At 73.0% G+C, this 25884-nt stretch carries 22 protein-coding genes and 3 pseudogenes; 12 read left to right on the forward strand and 13 right to left on the reverse strand.

What is annotated here, in order from left to right; all coding sequences use genetic code 11:
• Positions 1-13 precede the first annotated feature (13 nt).
• Positions 14-1087, reverse strand: coding sequence for a GNAT family N-acetyltransferase (locus OG299_RS05405; protein ID WP_327360694.1), 1074 nt, complete (start codon positions 1085-1087; stop codon positions 14-16).
• A 65-nt stretch (positions 1088-1152) separates the two neighbouring features.
• A complete protein-coding gene (locus OG299_RS05410; RefSeq protein WP_327360695.1) occupies positions 1153-1377 on the reverse strand; it encodes a hypothetical protein in 225 nt (74 codons plus the stop codon).
• Between the two features lie 185 nt (positions 1378-1562).
• Between OG299_RS05410 and OG299_RS05415 the strand changes: the two genes are divergently transcribed.
• On the forward strand, positions 1563-2114 hold the full coding sequence (locus OG299_RS05415; protein ID WP_327360696.1) for an HPP family protein: 552 nt from the start codon (positions 1563-1565) through the stop codon (positions 2112-2114).
• Positions 2115-2238: 124 nt separating this feature from the next.
• The gene (locus tag OG299_RS05420) at positions 2239-3390 is read left to right on the forward strand and encodes a serine hydrolase domain-containing protein (RefSeq protein WP_327360697.1); all 1152 of its coding nucleotides are present in this window, start codon (positions 2239-2241) and stop codon (positions 3388-3390) included.
• A 15-nt stretch (positions 3391-3405) separates the two neighbouring features.
• Here OG299_RS05420 and OG299_RS05425 read toward each other — a convergent pair whose 3' ends face one another.
• Positions 3406-4773: a M64 family metallopeptidase gene (locus OG299_RS05425; RefSeq protein ID WP_327360698.1), complete on the reverse strand. Its 1368-nt coding sequence runs from the start codon at positions 4771-4773 to the stop codon at positions 3406-3408.
• 151 nt (positions 4774-4924) lie between these two features.
• Here OG299_RS05425 and OG299_RS05430 point away from each other — a divergent pair, with 151 nt between their 5' ends.
• Positions 4925-6259 (forward strand): tetratricopeptide repeat protein, encoded by a 1335-nt coding sequence (locus OG299_RS05430; RefSeq protein ID WP_327360699.1) that lies wholly within the window; start codon positions 4925-4927, stop codon positions 6257-6259.
• 46 nt (positions 6260-6305) lie between these two features.
• Here OG299_RS05430 and OG299_RS05435 read toward each other — a convergent pair whose 3' ends face one another.
• On the reverse strand, positions 6306-7841 hold the full coding sequence (locus tag OG299_RS05435; protein WP_327360700.1) for an MFS transporter: 1536 nt from the start codon (positions 7839-7841) through the stop codon (positions 6306-6308).
• Between the two features lie 208 nt (positions 7842-8049).
• Between OG299_RS05435 and OG299_RS05440 the strand changes: the two genes are divergently transcribed.
• Entirely contained in the window at positions 8050-8214 is a 165-nt protein-coding gene (locus OG299_RS05440; RefSeq protein ID WP_266637385.1) for a DUF6126 family protein, read from the forward strand.
• A gap of 110 nt (positions 8215-8324) precedes the next feature.
• Here OG299_RS05440 and OG299_RS05445 read toward each other — a convergent pair whose 3' ends face one another.
• Positions 8325-8567 (reverse strand): DUF6158 family protein, encoded by a 243-nt coding sequence (locus OG299_RS05445; RefSeq protein ID WP_266637387.1) that lies wholly within the window; start codon positions 8565-8567, stop codon positions 8325-8327.
• A gap of 93 nt (positions 8568-8660) precedes the next feature.
• On the opposite strand from OG299_RS05445, the gene OG299_RS05450 reads away from it, so the two are divergent.
• The 4 genes and pseudogenes from OG299_RS05450 to OG299_RS05465 all read left to right on the forward strand — a co-directional run.
• Positions 8661-9785, forward strand: coding sequence for a M20 family metallopeptidase (locus OG299_RS05450; protein ID WP_327360701.1), 1125 nt, complete (start codon positions 8661-8663; stop codon positions 9783-9785).
• Positions 9786-9939: 154 nt separating this feature from the next.
• Positions 9940-10408 (forward strand): annotated as a pseudogene (locus OG299_RS05455) (hypothetical protein); the annotation flags it as partial.
• Between the two features lie 60 nt (positions 10409-10468).
• On the forward strand, positions 10469-11092 hold the full coding sequence (locus tag OG299_RS05460; protein WP_327360702.1) for a TetR/AcrR family transcriptional regulator: 624 nt from the start codon (positions 10469-10471) through the stop codon (positions 11090-11092).
• Positions 11089-12453 (forward strand): annotated as a pseudogene (locus tag OG299_RS05465) (MFS transporter); the annotation flags it as partial. The gene OG299_RS05460 and the pseudogene OG299_RS05465, both read left to right, overlap by 4 nt.
• Here the strand turns inward: OG299_RS05465 and OG299_RS05470 are convergent.
• Positions 12391-13299: a LysR family transcriptional regulator gene (locus OG299_RS05470; protein WP_323179152.1), complete on the reverse strand. Its 909-nt coding sequence runs from the start codon at positions 13297-13299 to the stop codon at positions 12391-12393. The pseudogene OG299_RS05465 and the gene OG299_RS05470 overlap by 63 nt on opposite strands.
• A gap of 205 nt (positions 13300-13504) precedes the next feature.
• On the opposite strand from OG299_RS05470, the gene OG299_RS05475 reads away from it, so the two are divergent.
• Complete coding sequence (locus OG299_RS05475) at positions 13505-14134, forward strand: DUF6817 domain-containing protein (protein WP_327360703.1); 630 nt, start codon at positions 13505-13507, stop codon at positions 14132-14134.
• Between the two features lie 13 nt (positions 14135-14147).
• On the opposite strand, the gene OG299_RS05480 is transcribed toward OG299_RS05475, so the two are convergent.
• Entirely contained in the window at positions 14148-17372 is a 3225-nt protein-coding gene (locus OG299_RS05480) for a TIM-barrel domain-containing protein (RefSeq protein ID WP_327360704.1), read from the reverse strand.
• 419 nt (positions 17373-17791) lie between these two features.
• Between OG299_RS05480 and OG299_RS05485 the strand changes: the two genes are divergently transcribed.
• A complete protein-coding gene (locus OG299_RS05485) occupies positions 17792-18820 on the forward strand; it encodes a hypothetical protein (RefSeq protein WP_327360705.1) in 1029 nt (342 codons plus the stop codon).
• Positions 18821-18930: 110 nt separating this feature from the next.
• Here OG299_RS05485 and OG299_RS05490 read toward each other — a convergent pair whose 3' ends face one another.
• Both OG299_RS05490 and OG299_RS05495 read right to left on the reverse strand, forming a co-directional pair.
• Positions 18931-19449 (reverse strand): NPCBM/NEW2 domain-containing protein, encoded by a 519-nt coding sequence (locus tag OG299_RS05490; protein WP_327360706.1) that lies wholly within the window; start codon positions 19447-19449, stop codon positions 18931-18933.
• A gap of 268 nt (positions 19450-19717) precedes the next feature.
• Entirely contained in the window at positions 19718-19909 is a 192-nt protein-coding gene (locus tag OG299_RS05495) for a hypothetical protein (protein ID WP_327360707.1), read from the reverse strand.
• Positions 19910-20100: 191 nt separating this feature from the next.
• Between OG299_RS05495 and OG299_RS05500 the strand changes: the two genes are divergently transcribed.
• Positions 20101-20892 (forward strand): hypothetical protein, encoded by a 792-nt coding sequence (locus OG299_RS05500; protein ID WP_327360708.1) that lies wholly within the window; start codon positions 20101-20103, stop codon positions 20890-20892.
• Here OG299_RS05500 and OG299_RS05505 read toward each other — a convergent pair.
• The 4 genes from OG299_RS05505 to OG299_RS05520 form a co-directional block, all read right to left on the reverse strand.
• On the reverse strand, positions 20882-21133 hold the full coding sequence (locus OG299_RS05505) for a hypothetical protein (protein WP_327360709.1): 252 nt from the start codon (positions 21131-21133) through the stop codon (positions 20882-20884). The genes OG299_RS05500 and OG299_RS05505 overlap by 11 nt on opposite strands.
• 216 nt (positions 21134-21349) lie before the next feature.
• A complete protein-coding gene (locus tag OG299_RS05510) occupies positions 21350-23140 on the reverse strand; it encodes an ABC transporter permease/substrate binding protein (RefSeq protein ID WP_327360710.1) in 1791 nt (596 codons plus the stop codon).
• Complete coding sequence (locus OG299_RS05515; RefSeq protein ID WP_266637411.1) at positions 23140-24201, reverse strand: quaternary amine ABC transporter ATP-binding protein; 1062 nt, start codon at positions 24199-24201, stop codon at positions 23140-23142. The genes OG299_RS05510 and OG299_RS05515 overlap by 1 nt, the downstream gene beginning before the upstream one ends.
• Positions 24202-24380: 179 nt before the next feature.
• The gene (locus tag OG299_RS05520) at positions 24381-25301 is read right to left on the reverse strand and encodes a SigB/SigF/SigG family RNA polymerase sigma factor (protein WP_266637413.1); all 921 of its coding nucleotides are present in this window, start codon (positions 25299-25301) and stop codon (positions 24381-24383) included.
• Between the two features lie 238 nt (positions 25302-25539).
• Between OG299_RS05520 and OG299_RS05525 the strand changes: the two are divergent.
• Positions 25540-25873, forward strand: a pseudogene (locus OG299_RS05525) (S8 family serine peptidase); the annotation flags it as partial.
• Positions 25874-25884: the final 11 nt, after the last annotated feature.

A 25884-nucleotide genomic window follows, 5' to 3' on the forward strand; every position in this document is an offset into this window, starting at 1 on the left:
TCTCCGGCTGCGGCTACCGAGCTGCGGCCCGCAGGGTGTAGCGGGCTTCGCCCTCCCCGGTGGAGCCCGTCCGCTCGAACCCCGCCCGGACGACCACCCCGTGGGAGGGCGCGTTGTCCGCGTCGACGCGGGCGTGCAGCGCGGTCACACCGGGCTGCCCGAGTGCCCAGCCGATCAGCCCCTTCAGCGCCTCGGTGGCGTACCCGTTGCCGCGGGCGGCCGGTACGAGGTCGTAGCCGATCTCCGCGTTCCCCTCGGCGTCGGGCGCGCCGTGGAAGCCGATCCCGCCGATGGCGCGCCGGTCCTGCGTACGGACGATGGCGTACGCGCCCCACCCCGGGCGGAACGTGCCCTCCTCCCGCGCCTTGGCCACCATCCCGGAGGCGACCCGGGTGCCCTCGCCGGGGCCGTCCTCGGCCCAGGCGAAACCGCCGGTGCCGCCGTCGCGGAGGTCGCCCGCGACGAGCGGGGAGATCTCGCAGAGCACGACGCGTTCCGTGGCGATGGGTTCGGCGTACCAGCGCCAGGCCCGGTGGCGGGGCAGGCCCGGGAGTCCGGCCCGGCCGGTCACCCACAGGAGGGTCGGCCAGGGAGCGGCGAGGTCGCGCGGAGCCTGCGGGAAGAGCCGGACGAGGACCTGTTCGCACAGGTCCGCGTCGGGCTCCCAGTCGCGGACGCCGAGGCCGACCAGGATGTCGTGGGTGTGCAGCAGCGTCTCGACGACGCCCATCGCGGCGAAGCCGTCCGGGCCCGCCATGCCGTAAGGGTGCCAGGCCCGGACCTCGGGGCCGGTCACGGCCACGGCGGCGGACAGCAGGCCTCCGGTGGCCTCGATGACCTGGATCAGGCCGGTGGGGGTGGTGCCGGGGTCCGCGCTGATGTCGAAGGGGGCGTAGCCGCTGGTCGAGCGCCCGGTCAGCTGGGTGGCGTACCCGGTGAAATCGCTCGCCACGTGGACGGCTGTGTCGTAACAGCTCCACTCGAGGTCGGCCGCCGGGGCGGACCAGTCGAGCTGCGCCACCCGTCGGAGCGCCTGTGCGGTGAGGGAAACGGATCGGTCTACGGCGTCGGAGCCCATGATCGTCATGGGCGGAACCCTAGGTCGGCGCCCGCCGCCCGAGCCAGCGGATATCCGGGACGGCCGCGGAGCCGTCAGGGGCCGGGGTCCGGGAGCGGGCTGCCGCAGTGGGAGCAGGCCGGGGCGCCTCGTCCGGTGGCGAGCCGTCCGCAGTCGGGGCAGACCAGGTGGAGCAGGCAGGCCGGCTCACCGCCCGAGGCGGGGGCGGGGGCGGGCGCGGGTGGGGGCGCGGTCATTTGGTCGCAGTCCCTCGGGCCCTCGGGGCCGTGCACCTCTGCGCCGTGGGCGTGCGTCGTCATGTTCCGTCCTTCCCGTACCCCTGTTCCTCCCCCGAGGCGGCCCTCGCACACCTGGCGGATAAGGTCGTACCCGGTCTGCGTCGGCCGTACCAGGGACAGGCGCGAGGCCGAGGCGGCGGTTGATCACCCTGCCTCAGTGCCGCCTCGACCGCATTCGCCCTGTCGTCCTGCCCCGGAAACCGCACATGACCACCGTCCTGCCCTCCCCGTCCGCCCCCGAATCCGCCGCCGAGCCGGCCCCGTCCCGGACCGCCGCCGGCCGGGCTCCCGCGCGTCCCACCCCCGCAGCCGCGTTCCACAGCATCAGCGCCGTCACGGCGGTCCTGCTGGGGCTCGTCGGGATCGGCGCGATGCTCCACGAGCCGGTGCTGATACCGCCGCTGGCCGCGAGCGTCGCCCTCGTGCACAGCGCTCCCACCCTGCCCCTGGCCCAGCCGCGCGGTGTGGTCGTCGGCCACCTGCTGGGCATGGCCGTCGGATACGGCGTCCTCGCCGCCGCCGGCAGCAGCGCCTGGGCCGCGGCCGTCGCGGTCGGCGTCACGCTCGCGCTGCTGCTGGTCGCCCGCACCCCGCACTCGCCCGCCTGTGCCACCTCCGTCGTGATCGTGCTGCAGACCCCGGCCCCGGCCCGGTTCGTGCCCCTGCTGTTCGGCTCGACGGTGCTGCTCGTCCTGACCGGCTACGCCGCTTCGCGCATCCGGCGCAAGGCACCGCGGTATCCCGCCTACTGGTGGTGACCCGTCCGGTCGTGCGCCGCGCGTCCGGCCGATGAATCCACGCCGCTGCGGGAGTCTTTGTCTGCGAGGGCCGGCCCGCTCGGCCGGCCCCCGCCTCGGGAGAGGCATCGGGAGAGGTGGAGTGATGACCGGCCTGCGCGACATCCTGGAACGGCACGTGAGCAGCGGATCGCTGCCCGGGGCGGTGGGCCTGGTGGCCCGGGGCGACCGGGTGGAGGTCGAGGCCGTCGGCTCGGCCGACGTCGAGGGCACGGCTCCGATGGTCCGGGATTCGATCTTCCGCATCGCCTCGCTCACCAAACCGGTGACGGCCGCGGCGGTCATGATGCTGGTCGAGGAGGGCCGGTTCGCGCTGGAGGACCCGGTCGAGCCGTGGCTGCCGGAACTGGCGTCGCGCGTCGCCGTCCGTACGCCCGCGAGCCCGGTCGACGACGTGGTGCCCGCGGCCCGCCCGATCACCGTGTTCGACCTGCTCACGTTCCGCGCCGGGTACGGGTTCCCGTCCGACTTCTCGCTGCCCGCGGTCGGTCTGCTGGTCAGCGAGCTGAAGCAGGGGCCGCCGCAGCCGCAGCACATCGCCGGGCCGGACGCGTGGATGAAGGCGCTGTCGGGCATTCCGCTGCTGTACCAGCCGGGCGAGGCCTGGCTGTACAACACCTGCTCGGACATCCTGGGCGTGCTGATCGCCCGGGTGTCGGGGCAGTCGCTGCCCGAGTTCCTGGCCGAGCGGATCTTCGAGCCGCTGGGCATGGCGGACACCGGGTTCGCCGTCCTGCCGGCAGACCTGGGCCGGTTCACGAGCTTCTACCGCGGGGGCGACGGCGGCCTCGAACTGGCCGACGCCCCCCACGGGCAGTGGAGCAGCGTCCCGGCCTTCCCCTCCGGCACCGGCGGCCTGGTCGGGACCGCCGACGACTGGTACGCGTTCGGCCGGATGATGCTCGCGCAGGGCGCGCTGGACGGGGACCGGGGCCGGCTCCTGTCGGCCCAGTCGGTGCGGCAGATGACCACCGACTGGCTGACCGCGGCCCAGCGGTCCGGCGGCGAACTGTTCCTGGAGGGCCAGGGCTGGGGGTTCGGCGGCTCGGTGGACGTCACGGCCCGCGACCCGTGGAACGTGCCGGGCCGGTACGGCTGGGTCGGCGGCACCGGGACCGCGGCCCACATCACCCCGGCCACCGGCGCCGTCTCCGTCCTGCTCACCCAGCGGGAGATGACCGGCCCGACCCCGCCCGCCGTGATGCGCGACTTCTGGACGTACGCGTCCGGCGCCTGAAACTCCCGGCCGCCCCTACAGGCGGACGCTCCAGACGACCGTGGACTTGAGGCTGCGGGCGATCTTCGGGTCGCGGACCGAGGGCGTGCGGTCCTCGGCCGTGACCGACAGCTTGTGCGTGCGCAGGTCGAAGAGCCACAGCTCGGACACCGCGACCTCGGTCCGGCCCGCGAACCGCTTCAGCTCCCGCCCGTCCAGGTACCAGCGGACGTCGAGCTGCCGGCCGTCCGCTCCGGCCAGCCGGGGTACGGAGACCTTGGCCGTGCCTCGCAGCCGCAGGGTGCGGCCGGTCGGGGTGAGCGCGGCGGCGGGCTTCGCGTGCTGGTAGAAGCCGGCGATCATCGCCTCGGTGCCGGGCAGGTTGAACGGCTTGCCGAGCACGCGCATGATCGAGTTGTCGGTGGGCCGGTACAGGCCGGTGACGTAGTAGCCGCCGCCCTCGTACGCGCCGACCGTGCCGCCGTCGGGCGACGGGGCGCCGAGCCAGCGGTACCACTTGGCCTGCTCGGCGGCCATCCGGTCGGCGGGCAGGGTGGAGGTGTTGGAGTCGGCGGGCTCGGGGCCCTCGTACTTCTCGTAGCCCGGGGTGCCGGGGTAGAAGTACTCGTCGGCGAGCTTGCCCAGGGAGTGGCCGGTCTCGTGGATGGCGACCTGGCCCGACTTCGCGTTGCCCGCCGACGCCGTCGATATCCCCGCGTAGCCGAGGGTGGGGCTGGGCTCGTTGTAGCCGGCCCCGCCGTACTTGGCGCTGTTGGCGAGGACGAGGACCAGGTCGGCCTCGGGCGCCTTCGCCACGTACGCGTCCACCTTCGGCTGGTCGATGCAGAGCAGCCGTTCGATGTCCTCGCACCAGAAGTACGAGCCGAGGGCGGTGTCACGGACGGTGGCCGGCGTGGGGTCGCCGGATACGCCGGAGTCGTGGGAGACGGCGTCGACCGTCCAGACGTTGAAGAGGTTGCGGTACGTGGAGTACGGCTCGACGGCGGCGATCTCGGCCCATTTGGCCCGGGCGTCGGCGTGGAACCGGTCCTGCTCGGCGGCGGTGTAGCCGTCGCCGATGACGACGATGTCCAGGCGGTCGGCGGTCGGGCCGTTGTCGACCATCTTGGCGACGTCGCCGTCGGCCGCCCGCTCGGCCTCGGACAGCTGCGGGGCCTTCTTCGCCTGCCCGGCGACGGGGACGCGGGTGTGGCCGGATCCGGCGGCCGTGCCGTCCTCCGGCCCCGGTATCTCCACCTCGGTCCCGCTCTTCGCCGGTGTCGGCGAGGGTATCGGCGGCGGGGCCGCGGCCGCCGTGCCGAGGGGGCCTGCGGCCAGCAGCAGGGCCGTCGTACAGACCGCGGCGAGGGCGGCGCGCAGCGTCAGGCGAAGGGACGCGTCCATGGAGTTCTCCCCCGGGGAGCCGGAAATTGCCGCAAGTTAAGCGGCTTGATAAGTGGGCTGAAGCAGTTGCTTAAACTAAGGGGCGCACGGGACGTGCGCAATGGCCTGCCGCCCCTGCACCATGGGGAGTTGGAGCAACCAGGGGGTCTTCATGGACGAACCGGCCGAGATCGGCCGCAGGGTTCAGCGCATGCGCGCGGAACTCGGCCTGACACAACGGGCGTTGGCGGAGCCCTCGTACACCTCCGCCTACATCTCGACGCTGGAGTCGGGCAAGGTCCGGCCCTCCGAGACGGCGCTGCGCTTCCTCGCCGGGCGGCTCGGCACCTCGTACGAGGAACTGGCCACCGGGCGGCCCGCCCACCTGGCCACCGAGGTGCGCCTCGCCCTCACCGACGCCCAGCAGACGCTGGCCACCGGCGACGCCGCCGAGGCCGCCGTCCGCTACCGGCAGCTCCTCGCGGACGCGGAACGGCTCGGCCTCGACGCCGAGCGGGCGGAGGCGCTGCTGGGCCTCGGCGACTGCGCCATCGAGTCGGGGGAACTACCGGACGCCATCGGCCACTTCGAGGCGGCGGAGCGGCTGCTGGCCGACGAGCCGCTGCCCCGCCGGGCCCGCCCGATCCGCGGCCGGGCCGTCGCGCATCTGCTCGCCGGGGAGCTCCGCTACGCCTGCTACCTGCTCGAATCCGCCATCGACGAGCTGAACGCGAGCGGGCTGGCCGATCCGGAGGCGCTGGTGCTGCTGTACGCGGCCGTGATCGGCCCGTACATCGACATGGGCGCCCACGCCCGGGCCGCGCACGCCGCCGAACTGGCCCTGGCGCTGGCTCCGGAGGTGGCCGATCCGGCGCTGGTGGCCGGGATGCACCGGCAGGTCGCGCGCACCTTCCTCACCGCGGGGCGGCCGGCCGACGCCGATGACTCCCTCGCCAAGGCGCAGGCGATCTACCGGCAGCTGCGGCTGCGGACCGATCTGGCGCACTGCCACTGGATGCGCGGCTACGTACAGGCGCAGAACGGTGATCTCGTGGCGGCGGAGGCGGAGTTGCGCACGGCCCGGGACATGCTCTCCGCCCGGCGGGCCGCCCTGTTCACGGCGCAGGTCGAGGTGGAGCTCGCCGACGTACTGCGCCGGCTCGGCCGCTGCGAGGAGGCCGCCGGGCTGCTCTCCGCACTGCTGGAGCTGGGCGACAGCCACGGCGCCGTGCATGCGGGCGGCGCGCACCGGCTGCTCGGCCTGATGGCCGAGGAGCGCGGGGAGACCGAGGCCGCCGAGGAGCACTACGTCCAGGCGCTGACCCTGCTGGAGCGCAGCGGGGCCAGCGGCGATCTCGCGGACCTGTGCCGGCTGCTGGGCGACCTGCTGCGGCGTACGGGTCGGACCGAGGCCGCGCTCGACGCCTACCGCACGGGGCTGGGCCACCGCGCGGCGCCGGGGACCACCACGCTGGGCCCGGCGCCCGCCTCACCGCTGCGGCGGTGATGCGGCGATGCGGTGATGCGGGCCGCCGAATGCGGGGCCGGCCTCGTCAGTGGTTCTCGGTGGGCCGGAGGTCGCGCGGGATCACCGTCCAGGTGGTGGCCGCCGCGGCGACCGCGAGGAGCCCCGCGATGAGGAACGCCGGCGTGATGGCGAGGGTGTAGGCCTGGGAGGCCGCCTCGATCAGGCCCTTGCCGACCGTGCCGCCGAGCTGTTCGGCGATGTGGGCGGCTTCGCCGACGGACTCGCGGACCGCCGCGACGGTGGAGCCGTCCAGGTCGAGGGCCGGCAGGTTGCCGCGGTACAGGGCAGCCGCGGTGCTGCCGAGGACGGCGACGCCCATGGCCGAGCCCAGTTCGTAGCAGGTCTCCTCGATGGCGGCCGCGCTGGAGACCTCGTCCGCGGGCGCGGCCGAGATCAGCGTGACCGAGGCGACGGTGGTGGCGATGCCCGCGCCCAGGCCCATGACCGTCAGGGCGACGGCGAACGCCGGGTAGCCGAGGTCGGCGAACTGCTGGAAGGTCCAGGGCAGGGCCATGCCGGCGGCCAGCACCACCAGTCCGGCGCCCAGCACGTGCCGGATCGCGAAGCGCTGCATCAGCGTCGGGGCGACCATCGAGGCGCAGATCAGGGCGAGCGGGGCGGGCAGCAGGCGCAGCCCGGCCTCGAGCGGGGTGTAGCCCTGGCCGTACTGGAACCACTGGGTGACGAGGAAGAGGATCGCGCCCATGCCCACCATGGGCAGGAAGATCGCGGTGGCGGCGACGCTGAAGGCGGGCTTGGCGAACAGCCGTACCTGCAGCAGCGGGTTCTCCACGCGCAGCTGGCGGCGTACGAAGACGGTCAGCGCGGCGGCGGCCAGGGCGAGCAGGGCCCACGGGAGGGGATCGGCGACCCCGCTCTTGCCGAGCTGCTTGATGCCGCCCGCGAGGGCGAGCATGCCGACGATCGACTGGCCGACGCCCCACCGGTCCCAGCGGCCGGCGCTGCGCGCGGAGCGGGATTCGGGGAGGTAGCGCAGGCCGGCCGCGACGATGACGGCGACGACGGGGAGGTTCAGGAGGAACGCGGAGTGCCAGCCGTAGTCCTGGACGAGGAGCCCGCCGACGACCGGACCGAAGGCCATGCCGCCGCCGAAGACGGCCGCCCAGACGGCGAGCGCGAAGGCCCGCTCCTTGGCGTCGGTGAACACGCTGCGCAGGATCGACAGGGTCGACGGCATGATCGCCGCGCCGCCGATGCCGAGGAGGGCGCGGGCCGCGATCACGTGCCAGGCCTCGGTGGAGAAGACGGCGATGAGGGAGGCGGCGGAGAAGATCCCGAAGCCCGCCATCAGCAGCCGCTTGCGGCCCCAGCGGTCGCCGAGGGCGCCGGCCGTGACCAGCAGGCCGGAGAGGGCGAGCGCGTAGACGTCGATGATCCACAGCTGCTGCACGGCGCCGGGCCGGAGGTCGCCGACGAGGGAGGGGAAGGCCACGTTCAGGATCGTGGTGTCCATCGAGATCAGCAGAAGGCTGCCGGACAGGATGGCGAGGACGATCCACCGACGCGGGTCGAGTGGAGCGGCGGTGCGGCGGGCGTGCATGGGGTTCCGTTCGGGGTTGCGCGGCGAGGAGGCGGTCGCATCGCATCACAGTGAGCCCCCCTCGCCTCAAATGATACAAATTTGTCTCATTCGATGCAAAGGAGGCTCATATCGGGGATCCACGTACGCTGTTTCTCCGACCCGCCCCGCCCCGCCCTGCCCCTGCCCCTGCCTCTGACCCCGCCCCGCCCCCGAACGGAGATCCGCTGTGCCGGACGACAAGACCGAGGATCACGCCTCCGCGGTGGCGGAGCACGAGAAGTGGAAGGAGAAGGGCGTCGCACTGCGCGCGTTCTTCTACATCTTCGGGACGCACGTGTTCGCCGGGTTCGTCTGGCTGCTGTTCTACCTGGGCGAGCACGCCAAGAAGTAAGGCCCCAGGCTCCTCAGGCCTCTCGGACCCTCAGGCCCTCAGTCCCTCGGGTCCGCAGGCCCTCAGACCCTCGGGTCCGCAGGCCCTCAAGCCCTCGGGTCCGCAGGCCCTCAGGGCTCGCCGGTCCGGGCGCGGGCGCCCGACCGGGTCCGCCCCGGCGTCTGGGCGCGCTGCGGGTGCCGGCGCACGTACTCGTGCTCCAGCTCGTTCATCCGCTGCGTATGGGTGACCAGCGCCTCGTCCGACCCGTACAGCAGGGTCTCGTGGCGGGTCCGGTGGATGGCCTCCAGCTCCTTGAGCAGCCTGCCTTCCTCCAGCTTCCCAGCCGACGGACCGCCGTCATGCTCCGCCATGGCCTTGCACCTCCTCCACTCCATCATCCCCTCCACCGCCGCGTTCGTCCCGGCCGCGGCCTTCCGCCGCGGCGTCCCGGCTACCCTTGCCGCATGACGCTGCGCACGACCGTCAACGTGAGTGTTGACGCGATGATCGAGGACCTCCGGACACTCGTCGAAACCGAGTCTCCGTCGCGCGATCTCGAGGCCCTGGCCGCATCGGCCAAAACCGTCGCCGGCGTCATCGAGAGCCGCCTCGGCGGACACGCCGTCCTCATCGACAGCGAAGCCGGACCGCACGTCCACTGGTCGGCCGGCGGCGATCCCAAGGTGCTGATCCTCGGTCACCACGACACCGTGTTCCCGCTCGGCACCCTCGCACGCCGCCCGTTCGCGGTCGAAGACGGGCACGCGACCGGCCCCGGGGTCTTCGACATGCTCGGCGGTCTGGTGCAGGCGATCCACGGTCTGGCGGCGCTCGAGGACCGGTCGGGCGTCGAGATCCTGGTGACCGCCGACGAGGAGGTCGGCTCCCACTCCTCCCGCTCCCTCATCGAGGAGCGGGCCCTCGCCTGCGGCGCCGTCCTCGTCTTCGAAGGCGCCGCCGACGGCGGGGCCCTGAAGACCGGCCGCAAGGGCTGCGGCACCTTCCGCGTATCCGTCGCCGGCCGGGCCTCGCACGCGGGCCTCGAGCCCGAAGCCGGGGTCAACGCCCTGATCGAGGCAGCGCACCAGGTACTGGACATCGCGGCGCTGGGCCGGCCCGGGATCGGCACGACCGTCACCCCGACCGTCGCGTCCGCGGGAACCCTGGACAACGTCGTCCCGGCCGAGGCGACGGTCATCGTCGACGTCCGGGTCGAGTCGGCCGACGAGAAGGAACGCATCGAATCCGCGTTCGCAGCGCTCGCTCCGCATCTCGAAGACGCCCGGATCACCGTGCACGGATCCATCGGCCGTCCCCCGATGCCGGAGTCGGCGGCGGCCGGTCTCTTCGCCGTGGCCCGGCAGCTGCTTCCCGGCCTCGAAGGCAGGTCGGTCGGCGGCGGAAGCGACGGCAACTTCACGGCCGCGCTGGGGGTGCCGACCCTCGACGGCCTGGGAGCCGTCGGAGGCGGCGCCCACGCCGACCACGAGTACGTGGTGATCGAAGCCATGGCGGAACGGGCGAACCTCGTCGCCGGGCTGGTGCACGCGATCCAGAACGCGCAGGCGGGCGGGAGCGGGAACGCGTAGCGCCTGCCCCTCAGTTGACCGCCGAAGGCGGGAGCGGGACGAGGCGGTCCAGGTGGTGACGGAGCACCGATGCGGCCGACTCGTGGGTGCGCCGGCCCACCAGGATGCTGGCGCCGAGGCCCAGCGCCTCCGCGATCTGGCTGCGCCGCCGGAGGTGCCCACCGCGCCCGAGACCACGACGCGCGACCGCAACCGCGGCCCGGCCGACGTCGGCCGCTACGTGAACGAGGAGCTGCGCGAGCGGCACTTCGCCGCCTGCGGGGCCGTCTACGCCCTCGCGCCGGCCTCGGACGCCGAGACGGACGTCGAAACGAGCTTCGGGAGCACGCACGTCTGCCGCTTCGGCCCCGCCGATCCGCAGGCCGCCTCCCGGACCCCGGTGGTGCTCCACGGCGCCGGCTCCGACTCCTCGATGTGGTACCCGAATCTCGCCGCCCTCAGCGCCGAGCGGCCGGTGTTCGCGGTCGACACCCTCGGCGATCCGGCGGCGCATGGCAGCCTGGCTGGACCAACCGGTGCTCATCGCCCCGGAGTTGCGGGCGATGGTCATGCTCAGCGTGCGTGCGTACCGGATCCGCCGGCCCAGCCCGCAGCCGCTGACCGAGGACGAACTGCGCACCATCACTCCATCGGCTGAACGGCAGGGAGTAGACAGTGTCTACACCGCCTGGTAGACACTGTCCATGGAACAGCACAGCCCGCTCCGGGAACGACTGATCGACGTCGGTGTCGACCTCGTGCTGACCGAGGGCACCGCCGCCCTCGGCCTGCGCGAGATCGCCCGCCGGGCCGGGGTGTCGCACGGCGCACCCCGGCGCTACTTCCCCACCCACCACTCCCTGCTCTCGGCGATCGCCCGGCGCGGATTCGCCGACCTCGGCGGCCGGTTCGTGGCCGCGACCGCCGGCGCGTCCTCGCCGCGCGGGCAGGTGCGGGCGCTCGGGTGCGCGTACGTCGGCTACGCGCTGGAGCACCGCGGGATGTTCGAGCTGATGTTCCGCCACGACCTGCTCGACAGCGAGGGACAGGAGGGCGCCGGGCAGGGGGAATCCGGGCAACAGCCGAAGCTGCGCGAGTCCACCCTCCCCCTGTTCCGCCTGCTCGTCGGTCTCGTCTCCCGCTGCCGGGCCGGCGGGGACCCCGAGGTCACCGCCGCCGCCCTGTGGGCCAACCTGCACGGCGTGGCCCAGCTGTGGGCCTGGGGCAGCCTGCCCCTGGTCCTCGGCGACGCGGCCGGCCACCGGGCCGGCGTCGAACGGCTGGTGGACGCCGCCCTCGACGCCCACCTCGGGGCGGTCACCCCATGACCGGACCCGGACAACGGATCGCGCTGCTCGTCAGCGTCGGCGGCGCGATGCTCGTCGCCCTCGACGGCACCGTCCTCAGCGTGGCGCAGCCCAGCCTGCGCCACGATCTCGGAGCGAGCGTGGCCCAGGTCCAGTGGACCAGCACCGCCTATCTCCTCGCCGTGGCCGCGTTCCTCGTCATCGCCGGCCGCCTCGGCGACCGGTACGGGCATCGGCGGCTGCTGCTCATCGGCGTGCTCGGCTTCGCCGCGACCTCCGCCGGGATCGCTCTCGCGCCCGGGATCGGCTGGGTCATCGCCCTGCGCGCCGCCCAGGGGGTGTTCGGGGCCCTGCTGCAACCGGCGACCCTGGCGCTGCTGCGCCTCGCCTACCCGCCGGACCGGCTCGCCACCCCGGTGGCCGTCCGGACCAGTGCCATCGGCGTGGCCGCCGCGGCCGGTCCGCTGCTCGGGGGCGTACTGGTCGCGCAGTCGGGTTGGCGTTCCGTGTTCGTGCTGAACGTGCCGATCGCCCTCGCGCTCGCCGCGCTCACCCTCGCCGTACGGGTGCCCCCGCCGCCCCGGACCGGATCGGACGGTCCCGGATCCGGTCGGCCCGCGCTGACCGGTGCGGCGCTGCTGGCCGCGGCCCTCGCCGTACTCGTCCATGCGCTGGCCGGCGTACCCGCCCACGGCTGGACCGGGCCGCCGACGCTGCTCGGGCTCGGCGGGGCCGCCGCCCTCGCGGTCATGCTCGTACGGTACGAACGGCGGGCCGCGCAGCCCCTCGTACCGGCCGCCGTGGCGCGGTCGCGGCCGGTCGCGGCCTCGATGGCGCTGCTGCTGGCCGTCTCCGGCGGCATGTTCGGGGCGCTGTTCACGGCGACCTTCCTGCTCCAGGACGTACGGGGTCTCGACCCGCTCGCCACCGGCCTGCTGGTGCTCCCGCTGACCGGCAGCATGGTCGCGGGCGCGCCGCTGGCCGCGACGGCGCTGCGCCGGTACGGGCCGCGCCGGACGGCGCTCACCGGTACGGGCCTGGTCGTCCTCGGGGTCGGCGGGCTGGGGGTGTGGTCCGGCCCGGCGGTCATGGCGGCCTTCGCGGTGCTCGGCGCCGGGTTCGCCGCGGTCATGGTGACCGCCACCGGCACGGTGGTCGGGGACGCCCCGGCCGGGTACGCGGGGGTGGTGGGCGGGCTCAAGCAGACGGCGATGAACGTGGGGCCGACCCTGGGCATCGCCGTCGCCGCGGGCGCCGGAGCCTCGCCGACCGCCCTGTTCGTACTGGCGGCGCTGGCCGCCGTGGGACTGCTGCCGGCCTCACTGCTGCCGCGCGGCGCGCGCCGTACAGCTGCGGGCCACGTCGTCGGCGAAGACGCGGGCCAGCGGGGAGAGGGCCGACCAGCGGCGGACGGCCCAGCCGACCGCGAGCGGCGGCAGGGCCGGGACCGGGACGAGGCGCAGCGGGCCGTCTGATCCGGGGACCCGCCAGCCGGGCAGGGCGGGCACGACGGCGTGGCCGAGGCCGAGTTCGGCCAGCAGCAGGGCGGTGTCCCAGTCGGCCACGCTGGTGTCGGACCGTATCCGGATGCCCGATTCCGCGAAGGCGGCGTCGAGGTGGGCGCGGGACGCGGAGTTCTCCGGGAGCCTGATGTGGCGGATGCCGGCCAGGTCGGCCGGCTCGATCCGGGGCCGGTCGGCGAGGGGATCGTCGGCACAGACCGCGAGCACCCAGGGCAGCTCCATCACCGGGCGCTGTTCGATGCCGCGCACGGGCCTGCCGATGGTGATCCAGGCGAGGTCCAGGTCGTCGGCGGCGAGCGCGTCGAAGCAGCTGCGGCTGGAGTTCTCGGTCTGGAACTCCAGGCTGACCTGGGGGTGGCGGCGCCGGAAGTCAACGACGGCCTCGGACATGAAGTGCCGTACGGTCGTCGCGCCCGTGGTGATGCGCACCGACCCGGTGTCCCCGCGGACGAGGTCGTCGAGGCGGCGCAGGGCGCCGTCGAGCCCGGCGATGCCGTCGGCGGCGGCCGCCTGGAGGATGCGCCCGGCCTCGGTGGGGACGACGCCGCGGGCGTGCCGCTCCAGCAGATCGGTGCCGGTCTGCTTCTCGAGCCGGCGGACGTGCTGGCTGACGGCCGACTGGGTGCAGCCGAGGTCGCGGGCGACGGCGCTGAGGCTGCCGGCCCGGCAGACGGCCACGAAGACGCGGAGATCGTCGAGAGTCATGGATTCCAGGCTACTCCAAGCTCCAGCTTGGGTCTTGATAGGGAATCAGAGGATTGACTTGGGTCTGCGGGTGGACAACGATCAATTCAGGGCCCAGGGCGGCAACCCGTCCGCGCCCGCGCCACGGTCCGGACCCGGCGCGGGCGCGGACGGGTGTCGACCCACCCGCCCACCTCACTCACGCGCGCGGGAAAGGACCACGCCCATGCCGGCACCGACTCAGGCCGAGCACCGGGAGGCGCGCGCCCTCGCGCTGCTGCGCGAACTCGGCGCCGGGCAGCTGGACCACCCCGGTGGCACCCTGCTCGCGCATCTGGAACGCGTCCACGCGCGGCTCGGGGTGTGGGGAGCCCGGCCGGATCTCCGGCTCGCGGGCCTGTGCCACGCGTTCTACGGGACGGACGGCTTCGCCACCGCCCTGCTGCCGGTCGGCCGGCGGGCCGAACTGGCCGCGGTGATCGGGGCCGGGGCCGAGGAGATCGTCTACTTCTACGCCAGTTGTGACCGCGCGGCCTCCTATCCGACGCTCGCCGCCGATGACCCGGCGGGCGCCGACGCCGCCGGGGCCGGCGCCGCCGACAACGAGGCGGTGTCGTCGGTGGCGCCGGCGTTCCGCGACCGGTTCACCGGCCACGTCCACTCCCCCGACCGGCAGTCCCGGCGGGATTTCGCCGAGCTGTCCGCGGCGAACGAGCTGGATCTCGCCCGGATCGACCCGGCGTTCCGAGCGGCCCACGGGCCGGGGCTCCTCTCCCTGTTCACCCGGCTGCGGGGGCTGCTGACCGAGCCGGCCTGGCGGGACTGCCAGGCCGTGCTCGGCGGCGCGGCGCCCTGAGCCGTGACCGGTGTCAGGGTGTGAAGGTCCAGCGCTGGGCCGGGCCGTTGTCGCAGGCGGTGCGGGTGAGTGCGGTGCCGTTCGCGGCGGCGCCGACGGGTGCCAGGCACTGGCCGAGCGTACGGAGGCTGCCGTCCGGCCCGGGCTGCCAGGTCTGGCCGGCGGCCCCGCTGCACGTCTGGACGGTGATCCGGGAGGCGCTCGTACCGTCGAGGCAGACCCCGCCCAGGCCGGTGACGTGGCCGTCGGCCTTCAGGCTCCAGCGCTGGTTGGGGCCGCCGTGGCAGGTGTACAGGGTGGGTTCGGTACCAGGCGCGGTGGCGCTGTGCGGCAGGTCCGCGCAGCGGGCGGAGGCCGCGTTCACGAGGGTGGCGTCGGCCGGGAGCGGGGCGGCGCGCCCGGTGAGGCTGATCTCGGCGGCGCTGGTCCAGGGGCCGCGGCCGCCGGCTTCGGTCAGGGCCCTGAGGCGGAGGTAGCGGCCCGTCTTCGCGGGCAGGGACACGGACTTGGCGGCGGCGGTGTCGGCGAAGGTTCCGGTCGCGACCGGGGAGCCCCAGTCGGTGGCGGTGTCGGAGACGTACACCTCGTAGCCGCCGATCCGGCCGTTGACTCCGCCGTCCTGGCGGGGCAGGTAGCCGAGGCCGTCGACCGCGTAGCGGGCGCCGAGGTCGATGCGGATCTCGTGCGGGAGCGCGGCCGGTGTGCCCGAGGACCAGGCGGTGTGCCAGAGCGTGGCCGGGTTGCCGTCGAAGGCGTTCGCAGCCGCGCCGTTCTCGGCGGCGGTCTCCTGGCTGTCGGCGGAGACCAGGGTCCAGGCCGACTGCGGGATCGGGGCGGAGGTCGCCGGGATCGGGTCGGCGGCCGGGACGGAGGTGCCGGTGGCCGTGACGGCGAACGCGCCCGACTTTGTACCGGTCTTGACCCACAGGATGCCGCCGCGGTCGGCCGGGTCGAAGTACCAGCCGGACGCGGCCGCGTCGTAGCCGGCCTTGGAGCTCTGGCGGGCCAGGGCGCTGCCGTCCGCCGTCACCGTGCCCGGGGCGGAGGCCACGTGGAGGGTGAACTCGTAGCCGCGCGAGGCCGGCTTGCCGGTGTAGCTGCCGGTGGGGGCGCCGACGGAGACGCTGACCGTGCCGGAGCCGGCGGCCGGGGCGGTGACGTCCACCTGCTGGCGGGCGTACGCGCCGGACTGGTGGGCGCGGGTGAGCCCGTCGTCCTCGTAGAGGCTGAAGGAGGAGTTGCCGCGCGGGTGGATGTCGTAGGTGAGGGTGGAGACGGGCTTCTCGCCCGAGTGGTTCATCTGCGGCCACATCGGCACGATCGCCCCGCCCTTGACGAAGAGCGGCAGGGTGTCGAGAGGCGCCTGGTAGTTGTTCAGCCAGCCCGGGCCGGCGTACGTCTTCCCGGTCCAGTAGTCCGTCCAGGTCCCGGCGGGGAGGTAGATGCCGTCGCGGACGGAGGTGTCGGAGACGACGGGCGCGACGAGGAAGGAGTCGCCGGCCATGAACTGGCCGCTGGTGAGGTTGCCGCGGGCCACCGGGTCGTCCGGGTACTCCAGGACCAGGGCGCGGGTGCTCGGCACGCCGCTCTCGTGGGCGGTGCGGCTCATGGTGTAGAGGTACGGCATCAGCCGCATCTTGAGCTGGAGGTACTTGCGGTTGATGGAGAGGTACGGCTCGGCGAAGCGCCAGGGCTGCTTGTCCTGATAGCCGGCGGACGGGTTGGTCGCGCCCCAGCCCGACATGGTCATGAAGGCGGGGGTGAAGGCCTTCCACTGGAGGTCGCGGGTGTACGTCTTGGGGCTGCCGCCGAAGATGCCGTCGACGTCGCCGGAGGCGTAGTTGAGGCCGGACAGGCCGGCGCCGGCGATGGCGGGGACGTGCCAGCGCATGTCGTCCCAGGTGCCGTTGGTGTCGCCGGTCCAGACGACGGCGTTGCGCTGGGTGCCGGCCCAGCCGTCGACGGTCCAGACGTAGCGGCGGGCGTCGGAGTTCTTCTCGATGCCGTCGACGGCCTGCTGGACGCCGGTGAAGGCGCTCTTGTAGCCGCCGCCGATCCAGGCGACGTCCGTCTTCACGCCGCGGGTGCCGGCGACGCCGACCTCGTCGGCGATGGAGCCGAGGCCGGTGGAGGTCCACAGTCCGGTCTGGAAGCCCTTGGCCTTCAGGGCGTCGACGGTGGATTTGAGCGGGGCGGTGTAGCCGCAGCCGTAGCCGTCGTTGGGCAGGAACCAGCCCGAGGGCATGTCGGCTGCGCGGGCGTCGGTGGCGTAGCCGACCACGTCGGGGGTGGTCTGGTGGCGCAGGCGGTTGTGGTCGCCCTGGTAGTCGGGGTTGGAGGCGTTGAAACAGTCGGCATTGCCGAGCTCGAAGCCCCACATCGGCGCCATGAAGGGCTTTCCGCTGACGTCGGTGTACGCGTCGAGTACGGACTTGAGCGAATCGCCGGTGAAGTACCAGGCGTCGAAGCGCTTCTCGTCGTGGGTGAGGGTGGTGGGGGCGTTGAAACCGTACGAACCCGGGGCCCAGGTGTTGCGCATGACGCCGTAGCCGTTGGTGGACATGTAGAAGGGGGCGGGGCTGGCGTTGTTGTTCTCGCGCCATTTGTTGTCGACGGCGACGGGGACGGTCTTGTCGCGCAGCGCCCATTCGCCGAGGCGCAGGCCGGTCCCGTAGAACTGCTCGTCGGCGCCGCGGGCCAGGTACTGGGTGGTCTGGGCGGCCGTCCAGGAGGTGGGCCGGGTCTCCTGCCAGATCAGGGTGGAGTTGTCGGCGCGGTAGACGGAGAACTGCAGGGGTGTCTTGTTGACGCGGATGTTCAGGGCTCCGGTGCTGATCCGGTAGTACGCGCCCGCGTCGGTGAAGGCGGTGTCGACGGAGCCGAAGTCGGTGGTCGGGGCGAGGTCGGAGCCGGCCGGGTCGTTGGTGAACGCGCCGTCGGGTGACAGCCAGAGCCGGAAGATGTCGGCGCGGGCGACGACCACGCGGGCCTTCGCTCCGCTGGCCGTACTGACGGTGAAGGTGTTCCCGGACTGGGTGAGCCCGGTGGCATTGCCCGCCGTGGCGGGCGCGGGAGCCGCGGCGGCCGGCGAGGTCATCGGCCCGGCGGCGGCCAGCCCCGCCACGGCGAGGGCCCCGGCGAGCAGCGCGGCGAGGGACGCGCGCTGCCGCTTGGCCTTCTTGCGTATGCGGGTGGGGATACGGCTGTGCGTGCGCCTGGGGATGCGGATGAGTCTCATGGGGCAGCTCCTCGTGCGGTCCGGATTGCGGACACACCGCTTTGGCATGCGCCTGGCAAGATAGCGGCCCACGGAGATCACTTGAAGGATGCTGCTCGAAGTAGTCTCCAATCAAGCATCTTTGAGCATGTGTCAGGACGCCCGAGGACGGCGCATCAGGCGCAGGGACTCGGGGCTCTGGTCGCGGCGCAGCCGGGTGAACTGCGCGTGCGCGATTGGCGAAACCCGGCCTTACCGCAGGACCGGCCGGTTGGCGGCCTCGTACTCATCCGAGATGGTGAAGACACTGGAACACTTCGGACACTGGAGCTGCCGCAACCAGGACGACAACAGCCGGCAGCGGCGGTTCTTCACCGCCACCTTGGCACGTCTCCCGGCACTCGGCGGGCCTTGTCAGACCCCTGCGCGAGGATCGGGGCATGACGATCACCACCGGCGCTCCTGCCGGTTCCGCCCTCGGTACCCGGGACGATCACGCCGACGCGATCGGTACGGCCATCAGGGCCGCCGCCGCGTACTACGGGTCCGGCGATTCGCCGCTCGACGACGCCTCGTTCGACCTCCTCGTCTCGCTGATTCAGGCGTACGAGGACCGGTACCCGCAGCAGATCGACCCGGCCACGCCGACCGGGGAGGTGGCGCACACGGCGGCGATGCTCTCGCCGGCGAACGCGTTCGGCTCGCAGGACCTGCTCGACTGGGAGGCCTCGGTGGTTCGCCGGCTGGGCGCACCGGTCAGGGGCGGTTTCGTCGTCGAGCCGAAGCTCGACGGGGCCTCGCTGGCGGCCCGGTACCGGAACGGCCGGCTGGTGCAGCTCGTCACCCGGGACAACGGGACGAGCGGCGCGGACGTGTCCCATGCGATCGGGACCATCGTCGGGCTGCCGGAGCGGCTGGCCTCGGACGTCTCCTTCGAGGTGCGCGGCGAAGCCCTGCTGACCACGGTCCAGTTCGCACGGGCCAATGAGATACGCGCCGCGCACGGCGCCGGGGCGTTCTCCAACGCGCGCAACGGCGCGGCCGGCACGCTCCGGGCCAAGGGCCGTCCGTACACGGTGGAGATGACGTTCTGGGCGTTCGGGGCGGTCGAACTCGACGGCCCCGAACGCACCGATGGCCCCGCGGTGCTGCCCGGGAGCACGCATGCGGAGGTGATGGCCTTCGTCGCCGCCGCAGGCGTCCAGACGGCCGCGGCCACCCCCGCCGGGCTGACGGTGGTGGCCACGGTCGCCGAAGTGCAGGAGCACGTCGACCGGATCGCGGCCCTGCGCGCCCGGCTGCCCTTCGGCATCGACGGGGTCGTCGTCAAGCTGGACTCCCTGGCCGAGCAGGCAGCTGCCGGGACCGGCTCGCGCCACCCGCACGGGGCGACCGCGCACAAGCTGACGGTTCTAGGTCGTTTTCTCTCGGCGTTTCATCCGTCCGCGGCCTCAATGCCCAGCCCGTAGGCGGCGGTCCAGTCCTGGAAGTGCGTGCGGTACCGGAACAGCGCGTACATGGCCTCGCACAGACGCCGGACGCAGCCGGGACCTCCCGGACGAGGGGCCGCCGGGGGCGTTCACGAGGTCGTCAGCCGGGCATCGCCCCAGGCACCGTAGTTGATCCCTCCCTGCCGGCCGGGTCCGGTGACCGTCAGCTTCATCCGGAAGGCGCCGCCGGTGTCGACGACGATGTCGCGGGACTGGCCGACGGTGAGCTCGGTGCGGTGGACGGGCGTTCCGTCGAGTGACACCTCGAAGGACACCGTGCCTCCGGTCGGGGAGTCGTCGCGCAGCCCCACGGTCGCGAGGAAGCTCTTCCAGTGTCGGCCGAGATGGTATTCGACCTGGTTCACCGGGTCGGCGGGGCCGACGCGCTGAACGATGCTGCGGGGGTAGACCCGTCCGTTGACCTCGGCCCCGCCCCGCACGACGGCCCCGTCCAGCGGGGCGGCGGCGATCAGGTAGACCACGTCGGGCCTCGGCTCGGCCGCGGTGCCGACACCCGTGGTGGTCCCGGTGAACGTTGCGGCGAGCACCGCGCACGCGGCAACCGCCGCCCGGCGAAGCATCCTGCCCTTCTGTCCGGTCGTGCTCATCTGCACCATCCCCTCGCCGAGTCACCTCACCCGGTGGAATCGGGTCGGCCGGTTCGGCCTCGGCCCTCGGCCGGGACCTCCCGCGGGTACGAGGGGCACGGAGGCACCTGGCGCGTCCCGCCCTCGCCGGCCCGCCGTCTCCGGTCGAGCCGCACGGCCACCAGGCAGGAAGGCCACCGTCCCTGCGGAGAACAGGAGTCCGAGCCCGAGCCCGAGCCCGGGGGGGACCACCCGACATCGACGCCGGCGATCCTCTCGTTGACGTCCATCAAGGCGGCCACGACGTCGAGCCTCCCGATGGAGAGCGCCAGACGATGGCGGCAGGCAGCAGGGCCAGGGCCGCGTACTTCGCGTCGAGGACCACGGCCGCCGACGGCCAGTGCCGGGAGAGCTCGAACCGGGAGGGTTCGAAGGAGAAGCCGCTGTCGGCCTCGGCTCCGGAAGCAGCGCGGTCCGTCACAGTCGCCCCTGCCCACAGCGGCACCGGGGGTCAGGCCAGGTTCCATCCTCCTCCGGCTGCGGTGCCTCCGCATGTCCGCGACGACGTCCTCGCCGGTCCGGTGTGCCCCGGTGGCCGGGGTATGCGGAAGCATCGTCGGCCGAGTCCACAAGAGCTCGTCACAGGACGCCGGTGCTCAGGCCATCGGGGGGATGAGTGACACCCAAGTGCCCATCCTCAGCGGTGGCTATGCGGTGATCAAGTACAACGAGCTGCCCACTCGCTTCACCTTCTGGATGGCGGATCGCCAGACCCAGTGGAGAGCCGAGTTCGCTGTCCAGGTCAGCGAGTTCACGTTCAAGAGAATCCCGTATGCGACCTGGCTCGACGCACGCATCAACCTTCGGCGCAACGTCGAAGAGTGCGCTTCCGCCGCGACCGCACTCTGGGAGCATCTCAGCACCACCGATCGGCCGGCGCCCATGCAAGACGTCATTGGCCACCTCGCCACCGCCTCGGAGACCGTGGAGGCATGCAAGCCGATCCACGAGGCATTCGATCCACCGCCCGCACAGCGCACCCCCAGGGCTGCGAACGCCTGGGACGACTTCGTGGACAGGGTCAAGGCCAAGGGGACTGCCTGGGCGGACGACCTGTTCGAGTTCGTCGCACACCATCCTGGAGCGATCATCAGTCGTCTGCCAAGGGGGGGCGTGAGGTGCCCGCCCAAGGGCATCGCCGTCCTCGCGGCTGACGCGCCCCGTGCGGCGGTCGGCGGTCGGCGGTCGGCGGTCGGCGGGGCGGCACCTCCGGACGCTCCTGGCGGCAGCCCGGGCACAGCTCCTCGTCGCCGAGGGGCCGCGAGCGGCATAGCGGGGCGCACGACGCTGCTCGTGGCGGGCGCCAAGGCCGACAGCAAGGTGGCCAAGGCGCAGGAGGCGGGCATCGAGATCGTCGGCGAGGAGGCGTTCGCCGAGCGGATCGGCGCGTTCCTCACCAGCTGAGCGGTGCGGGCCCTTCGTACGCTTCGGGCGGCGGCGGGGTGACGGCCAGGACCGGCGGGGCCGGCGAGGTGTACCGGTGACCGCAGGGGTCGAAGACCAGCACCACCGGCCAGCCCGGGCGCTGGCGCCAGGAGATGCGCTCCGGTGCGCTCGCGCACTCGGGGCAGCGCGGCAGCGGGCTCGGCTCCGCCGGGGCTGCGGGGGCGGACGCGAGCCGGGGCACGGGGGGCGGTTCGCGCATGGGGGCTCCCTGGTCCGGCGGTTGTGCTCCTGGCACTGTGCCATGGACCGCCCCTCCGGGGCACGGGCCGATCCTCCAGGATCTCGGCTGGTCAGGGGTGCGTTCCCCGTGCAGACCCGCCGAACCGGCTCGGCCCCCGCCGCGGAGATCCGGAGCCCGACGGTCGGTGGCGCGCACTCCCCACCGACCGCCGGCGTCCTCACGGCCTCGCGGCGGTCACGCGGCCTTCGCGATCTCCGGGTGCTCCGTCAGCCAGGCGCGGACGGCCTGCTGCTCCTTGCCCTTGCCGGCCTCCTGGATCTTCGCCTCCAGTCCGGTCAGCTGGGCTTCGGTCAGCTTGAACGAGCGCAGCCAGGAGGCCACTTCCGGCTCGTCGGCCGCGAAGCCCTTGCGGGCCAGGGTGTGGATGCCGTCGCCCTTGCCCCAGGCCCCCTTGGGGTCCTCGAGCTTCTTCAGGTCGTACGAGGCGTACGCCCAGTGCGGCGACCAGAGCACGACCGCCACCGGCTCCTGCTTCTCGTAGGCCCGCTTCAGTTCGGCGAGCATGCCGGGGGTCGATCCGTCGACGACCTGGTACTCGCCGTCGAGGCCGTACTCCTTGAGCAGTTTGCCCTTCAGGATCCCCATCGCGCCCGCGCTGGGCTCGATGCCGATGATCCGGCCCTTGAACTCGCCGCCCTTGCCCTTGAGGTCGGCGAGGGAGGTGACGTCCTTCATGTAAGAGGGGACGGACAGTTCGATGGAGGTCGGTCCGTACCAGGAGCCGAGGTCGTCCAGCTTGTTCCCGTACTTCTCCCAGTACTGGGCCTGCGTGACCGGCAGCCAGGCGTCGGTCTGGAAGTCGACCTGGCCGCCCGCCATCCCGGTGAACAGGGCTCCGAGCTCGAGCTGCTTCGCCTCCACCCGGAAGCCGCGGCGCTCCAGGAGCTCCTTCCACAGGTAGGTCGAGGCGATGCCCTCGTCCCAGGGGATGTAGCCGATGCTGATCTTGCGGCCCTTGCCGACGGCGCCGGCCCCGGCCGCAGCCGGCTGACCGGAGCCGCCGAAGGTGTTCAGGCCGCCCGCGACGAGGGCGAGGACCACGGCGCCGGTGACGGCGTAGGCGGGCTGGGGGCGGTGGTTCCACAGCCTGGCGGCGCCGCTCGTGGCGGCCCGCGCCTTGGCGAGCGCGCGCCGGCCGAGCGGGGAGACCTGGCGGCCGAGGGCGCCGGTCATCCGGTCCAGGTACATGGCGAGGATGACGATGGAGATGCCCGCCTCGAAGCCGAGGCCGATGTCGACGTTGCCGATGGCCCGGTAGACGGCGCCGCCGAGCCCGCCGCCGCCGACCATACCGGCGATGACGACCATGGACAGGCCGAGCATGATGACCTGGTTGATGCCCGCCATGATGGTGGGCAGGGCCAGCGGCAGCTGGACGCGTACGAGGGTGTCGCGCGGGGTGGTCCCGAAGGCGTCGGCGGCCTCGACGAGTTCCGTGTCGACCTGGCGGATGCCGAGCTCGGTCATCCGGACGCCGGGCGGCAGCGAGAAGATGATCGTCGCGATGATGCCGGGCACGACGCCGACCCCGAAGAAGATGATGCCGGGGATCAGGTAGACCATGGCCGGCATGGTCTGCATGAAGTCCAGGACGGGCCGCAGGACGGCGCTGACCCGGTCGGACCGGGAGGCCCAGATGCCGAGGGGGACCGCGAACACGAGGGTGACGAGGGTCGCTACCAGGACCAGGGAGAGCGTGGACATCGCGTCGGCCCACAGGCCGACGGAGTCGACGAGTGCGAAGCCGGCGAAGGCGAGGAGCGCGGCGAGCAGGCCGCGCAGCCACCAGGCGGCGACGGCGAGGATGCCCGCGAACAGCAGCGGGGCGGGTGCGTCGAGCACGGCGTGGATGCCGTCGTACAGGCCGGTGACGAGCGCGCTGACGGCGTCGAACAGCCAGGAGAGGTGGCGCTGGAGGAAGTCGACTCCGCTGTCGACCCAGGCGCCGAGGTGCAGGCGGGGCATCAGGCGGCCACCTCCACGCAGGCCATCGGGGGGCGCTGTTCGTCGCCGATGAAGGCGATGAGGCGGTCCTGCGGTACGGAGCCCACGACGGTCCCGGCGTCGTCGGTGACGGCGACGGGGTGCGGGACGACGGCGCTGACGGCACACAGGTCGGCGAGCGGGGTGTCCGCGGTGACGCTGGGGCAGTCGCAGGCGCGGCTGCCGGTGTCGGGGTCGGTCATCACGGCGTCGGCGGTGAGCACCCGGGAGCGGTCGACGTCCTGGATGAAGGAGGCGACGTAGTCGTCGGCGGGGCGGGTGAGGATGTCCTCGGCGGTGCCCTGCTGGACGATGCGGCCGTCGCGCATGACGGCGATGCCGTCGCCGAGGCGCATGGCCTCGTTGAGGTCGTGCGTGATGAACACGATGGTCTTCTTGAGCCGCTGCTGGAGCTCCAGCAGCTGGTCCTGCATGTCGCGGCGGATCAGCGGGTCCAGCGCGCTGAAGGACTCGTCCATCAGGAGCAGGTCGGCGTCGGTGGCCAGGGCGCGGGCGAGGCCGACGCGCTGCTGCATGCCGCCGGACAGCTCGTCGGGCCAGGAGGCCTCCCAGCCGGCGAGCCCGCACAGCTCCAGTGCCTCGGCGGCGCGGCGCTCGCGGTCGGCGCGGGGGACGCCCTGCACCTCCAGCCCGTAGGCGGCGTTCTCGAGCACGCTGCGGTGCGGGAAGAGCGCGAAGTGCTGGAAGACCATGCTGATCTTGGTGGAGCGGACGTGGCGCAGCTCACGCCGGGAGAGCGAGGTGAGGTCCTGGCCGTCGAAGAGGATGCGCCCCTCGGTGGGTTCGAGCAGTCCGTTCAGCATGCGCAGCAGCGTGGACTTGCCGGATCCCGACAGACCCATGACGACGAAGATCTCGCCGGGCTCGACGCGGAAAGTGGCGTCGATCACAGCGGCCGTCGTACCGTCGGCGCGCAGCTCGTCGCGGCCGGCTCCGGATCGGAGCGCGCGGACCGCGGCCGCGGCGTCGCCGGGTCGCCTTCCGAACACCTTGTAGACGTGCTCGGCCTGGAGCGTGGACACATACACCTCGCGGGTCGTACCGGGAACGGCGCGCGCCCGGCCGGTGGGGCCGGGCGCAGCCGTGGAGCGGTACGGGATCCGCCCGTCCCCGCGCCGGCCGTGTCACGGCCGGCGGACGGGTCCGCTCCGGATCCGCGGGTGCCCAGGGTGTTCCGGGGTAAACGCCGAGGTGATCCACCTCACGCCGGGTCGGGGTCCTCCAGCATGGAGGCGCGCAGGTGCGCCAGGAGGCGGGTCAGCAGGCGCGAGACCTGCATCTGCGAGATGCCGAGCGCGGCGCCGATCTGCGCCTGGGTCAGCTCCTCGCCGAAGCGCATCTGCAGCATGCGGCGCTCGCGGTCGGTGAGCTGCTCGAGCAGCGGCGCGAGGGTCTGGATGTCCTCGACGCGCTCCAGGGCCGGCTCCTCCTCGCCCATGACGTCGGCGAGGGTGTGGCCGTCGGCCGAGCCTTCGCCGCGCTCCGCGTGCGCGGTGTGCGGGGCGTCCAGCGAGCCGCTGGTGTGGCCGTTGGCGGCGACGAGACCCTCTATGACCTCCTCCTCCGAGAGGCCGAGGTGGTCGGCGAGGTCGGCGACGGTGGGCGAGCGGTCGAGCGTGGTGGTCAGCTGCTCCTTCGCCTTGGCGATGTCGATGCGCAGCTCCTGGAGCCGGCGCGGGACGCGGACGGCCCAGGACGTGTCGCGGAAGTGCCGCTTGATCTCACCTGTGATGTACGGCATGGCGAGGGTCGCGAACTCGTTCTCGCGGGCCGGGTCGAACCGGTCGATCGCCTTGATCAGGCCGATGGTGCCGACCTGGACGATGTCCTCGATGTCGCCTCCGTCACCCCGGCCGCGGAAGCGGCGCACGGCGTACTGGACGAGTGAGGCGTTCATCTCTATGAGCGCGTTGCGGACGTACTGGTGTTCCGGGGTGCCCTCGGGCAGTTCGTGCAGCCGCCGGAAGAACACCCGTGAGAGCTCCCTCGCATCGGCGGGAGCCACCTCCCTAGGCTCCTCGATCCGCGGCAGGTCCGCGATCCGGGCGGCCTGGATGCCGCGGCGCGGACGCGGGACGACTGAGACGGTTTCGGAAGTGGAGGACGGGGCAAAGGCGGGCATGGGGGTTCGCTCCTTGGGCTTGTCGGCTTGCGGCGCGGGACCTTGACTGCCGTAGATGGTGGTCTCTTTCATCTTATACGTCAAGAATTGCCGGAAATGCGGCCGTCCGTTTACCCGCGCGCGCACGCGAGGCGCATCCGCGCGCGCGACCGGCGGTTCGGATGGCGACGGAGCGGAACCGTTGCCGGCAGCTACCTCGTGCGGCGGGGCAGGGCGTGACCGCGTACGTCCTCGACACGCGAAGGAGGCGAAGCTCGTGTCCGTACGGGTGCTCGACTGGTCGGGCCAGGGCACCACGGAGCAGGTGGTCGCCGGAATCGACCGGGTCACCCGCAACGCCGGGAAGCCCGCCGTCGCGAACATGAGCCTGGGCGGCGACCCCGACGACGTGCCGGACGCCGCCGTACGGAACTCATCGCCTCCGGCATCACGTACGCGGTGGCCGCGGGCAACCGGAGCGCGGACGCCTCCACCCACTTCCCCGCGGGGTGCCCGCGGCGCTCACGGTCGGGGCGACCGACGACGGCGACGCGCGCGCCTCGCACTCCGACCACGGCCCCCTGGTGGATCTGCGCTTCCGAAG

Origin of the sequence: Streptomyces sp. NBC_01296, assembly GCF_035984415.1 — a bacterium.
In the GTDB taxonomy this organism is placed as follows: Bacteria; Actinomycetota; Actinomycetes; order Streptomycetales; family Streptomycetaceae; genus Streptomyces.

Excerpts from the sequence above, each read along its gene's own strand:
- OG299_RS05520 (WP_266637413.1), bottom strand. The coding sequence starts at position 25,301 with ATGCCCGCCTTTGCCCCGTCCTCCACTTCCGAAACCGTCTCAGTCGTC.
- OG299_RS05510 (WP_327360710.1), bottom strand. The coding sequence starts at position 23,140 with ATGCCCCGCCTGCACCTCGGCGCCTGGGTCGACAGCGGAGTCGACTTC.
- OG299_RS05485 (WP_327360705.1), top strand. The coding sequence starts at position 17,792 with ATGACGATCACCACCGGCGCTCCTGCCGGTTCCGCCCTCGGTACCCGG.
- OG299_RS05405 (WP_327360694.1), bottom strand. The coding sequence starts at position 1,087 with ATGACGATCATGGGCTCCGACGCCGTAGACCGATCCGTTTCCCTCACC.
- OG299_RS05410 (WP_327360695.1), bottom strand. The coding sequence starts at position 1,377 with ATGACGACGCACGCCCACGGCGCAGAGGTGCACGGCCCCGAGGGCCCG.
- OG299_RS05480 (WP_327360704.1), bottom strand. The coding sequence starts at position 17,372 with ATGAGACTCATCCGCATCCCCAGGCGCACGCACAGCCGTATCCCCACC.
- OG299_RS05490 (WP_327360706.1), bottom strand. The coding sequence starts at position 19,449 with ATGAGCACGACCGGACAGAAGGGCAGGATGCTTCGCCGGGCGGCGGTT.
- OG299_RS05460 (WP_327360702.1), top strand. The coding sequence starts at position 10,469 with ATGGAACAGCACAGCCCGCTCCGGGAACGACTGATCGACGTCGGTGTC.
- OG299_RS05430 (WP_327360699.1), top strand. The coding sequence starts at position 4,925 with ATGGACGAACCGGCCGAGATCGGCCGCAGGGTTCAGCGCATGCGCGCG.
- OG299_RS05470 (WP_323179152.1), bottom strand. The coding sequence starts at position 13,299 with ATGACTCTCGACGATCTCCGCGTCTTCGTGGCCGTCTGCCGGGCCGGC.
- OG299_RS05415 (WP_327360696.1), top strand. The coding sequence starts at position 1,563 with ATGACCACCGTCCTGCCCTCCCCGTCCGCCCCCGAATCCGCCGCCGAG.
- OG299_RS05445 (WP_266637387.1), bottom strand. The coding sequence starts at position 8,567 with ATGGCGGAGCATGACGGCGGTCCGTCGGCTGGGAAGCTGGAGGAAGGC.
- OG299_RS05500 (WP_327360708.1), top strand. The coding sequence starts at position 20,101 with ATGAGTGACACCCAAGTGCCCATCCTCAGCGGTGGCTATGCGGTGATC.
- OG299_RS05425 (WP_327360698.1), bottom strand. The coding sequence starts at position 4,773 with ATGGACGCGTCCCTTCGCCTGACGCTGCGCGCCGCCCTCGCCGCGGTC.
- OG299_RS05505 (WP_327360709.1), bottom strand. The coding sequence starts at position 21,133 with ATGCGCGAACCGCCCCCCGTGCCCCGGCTCGCGTCCGCCCCCGCAGCC.
- OG299_RS05450 (WP_327360701.1), top strand. The coding sequence starts at position 8,661 with ATGACGCTGCGCACGACCGTCAACGTGAGTGTTGACGCGATGATCGAG.
- OG299_RS05420 (WP_327360697.1), top strand. The coding sequence starts at position 2,239 with ATGACCGGCCTGCGCGACATCCTGGAACGGCACGTGAGCAGCGGATCG.
- OG299_RS05475 (WP_327360703.1), top strand. The coding sequence starts at position 13,505 with ATGCCGGCACCGACTCAGGCCGAGCACCGGGAGGCGCGCGCCCTCGCG.
- OG299_RS05435 (WP_327360700.1), bottom strand. The coding sequence starts at position 7,841 with ATGCACGCCCGCCGCACCGCCGCTCCACTCGACCCGCGTCGGTGGATC.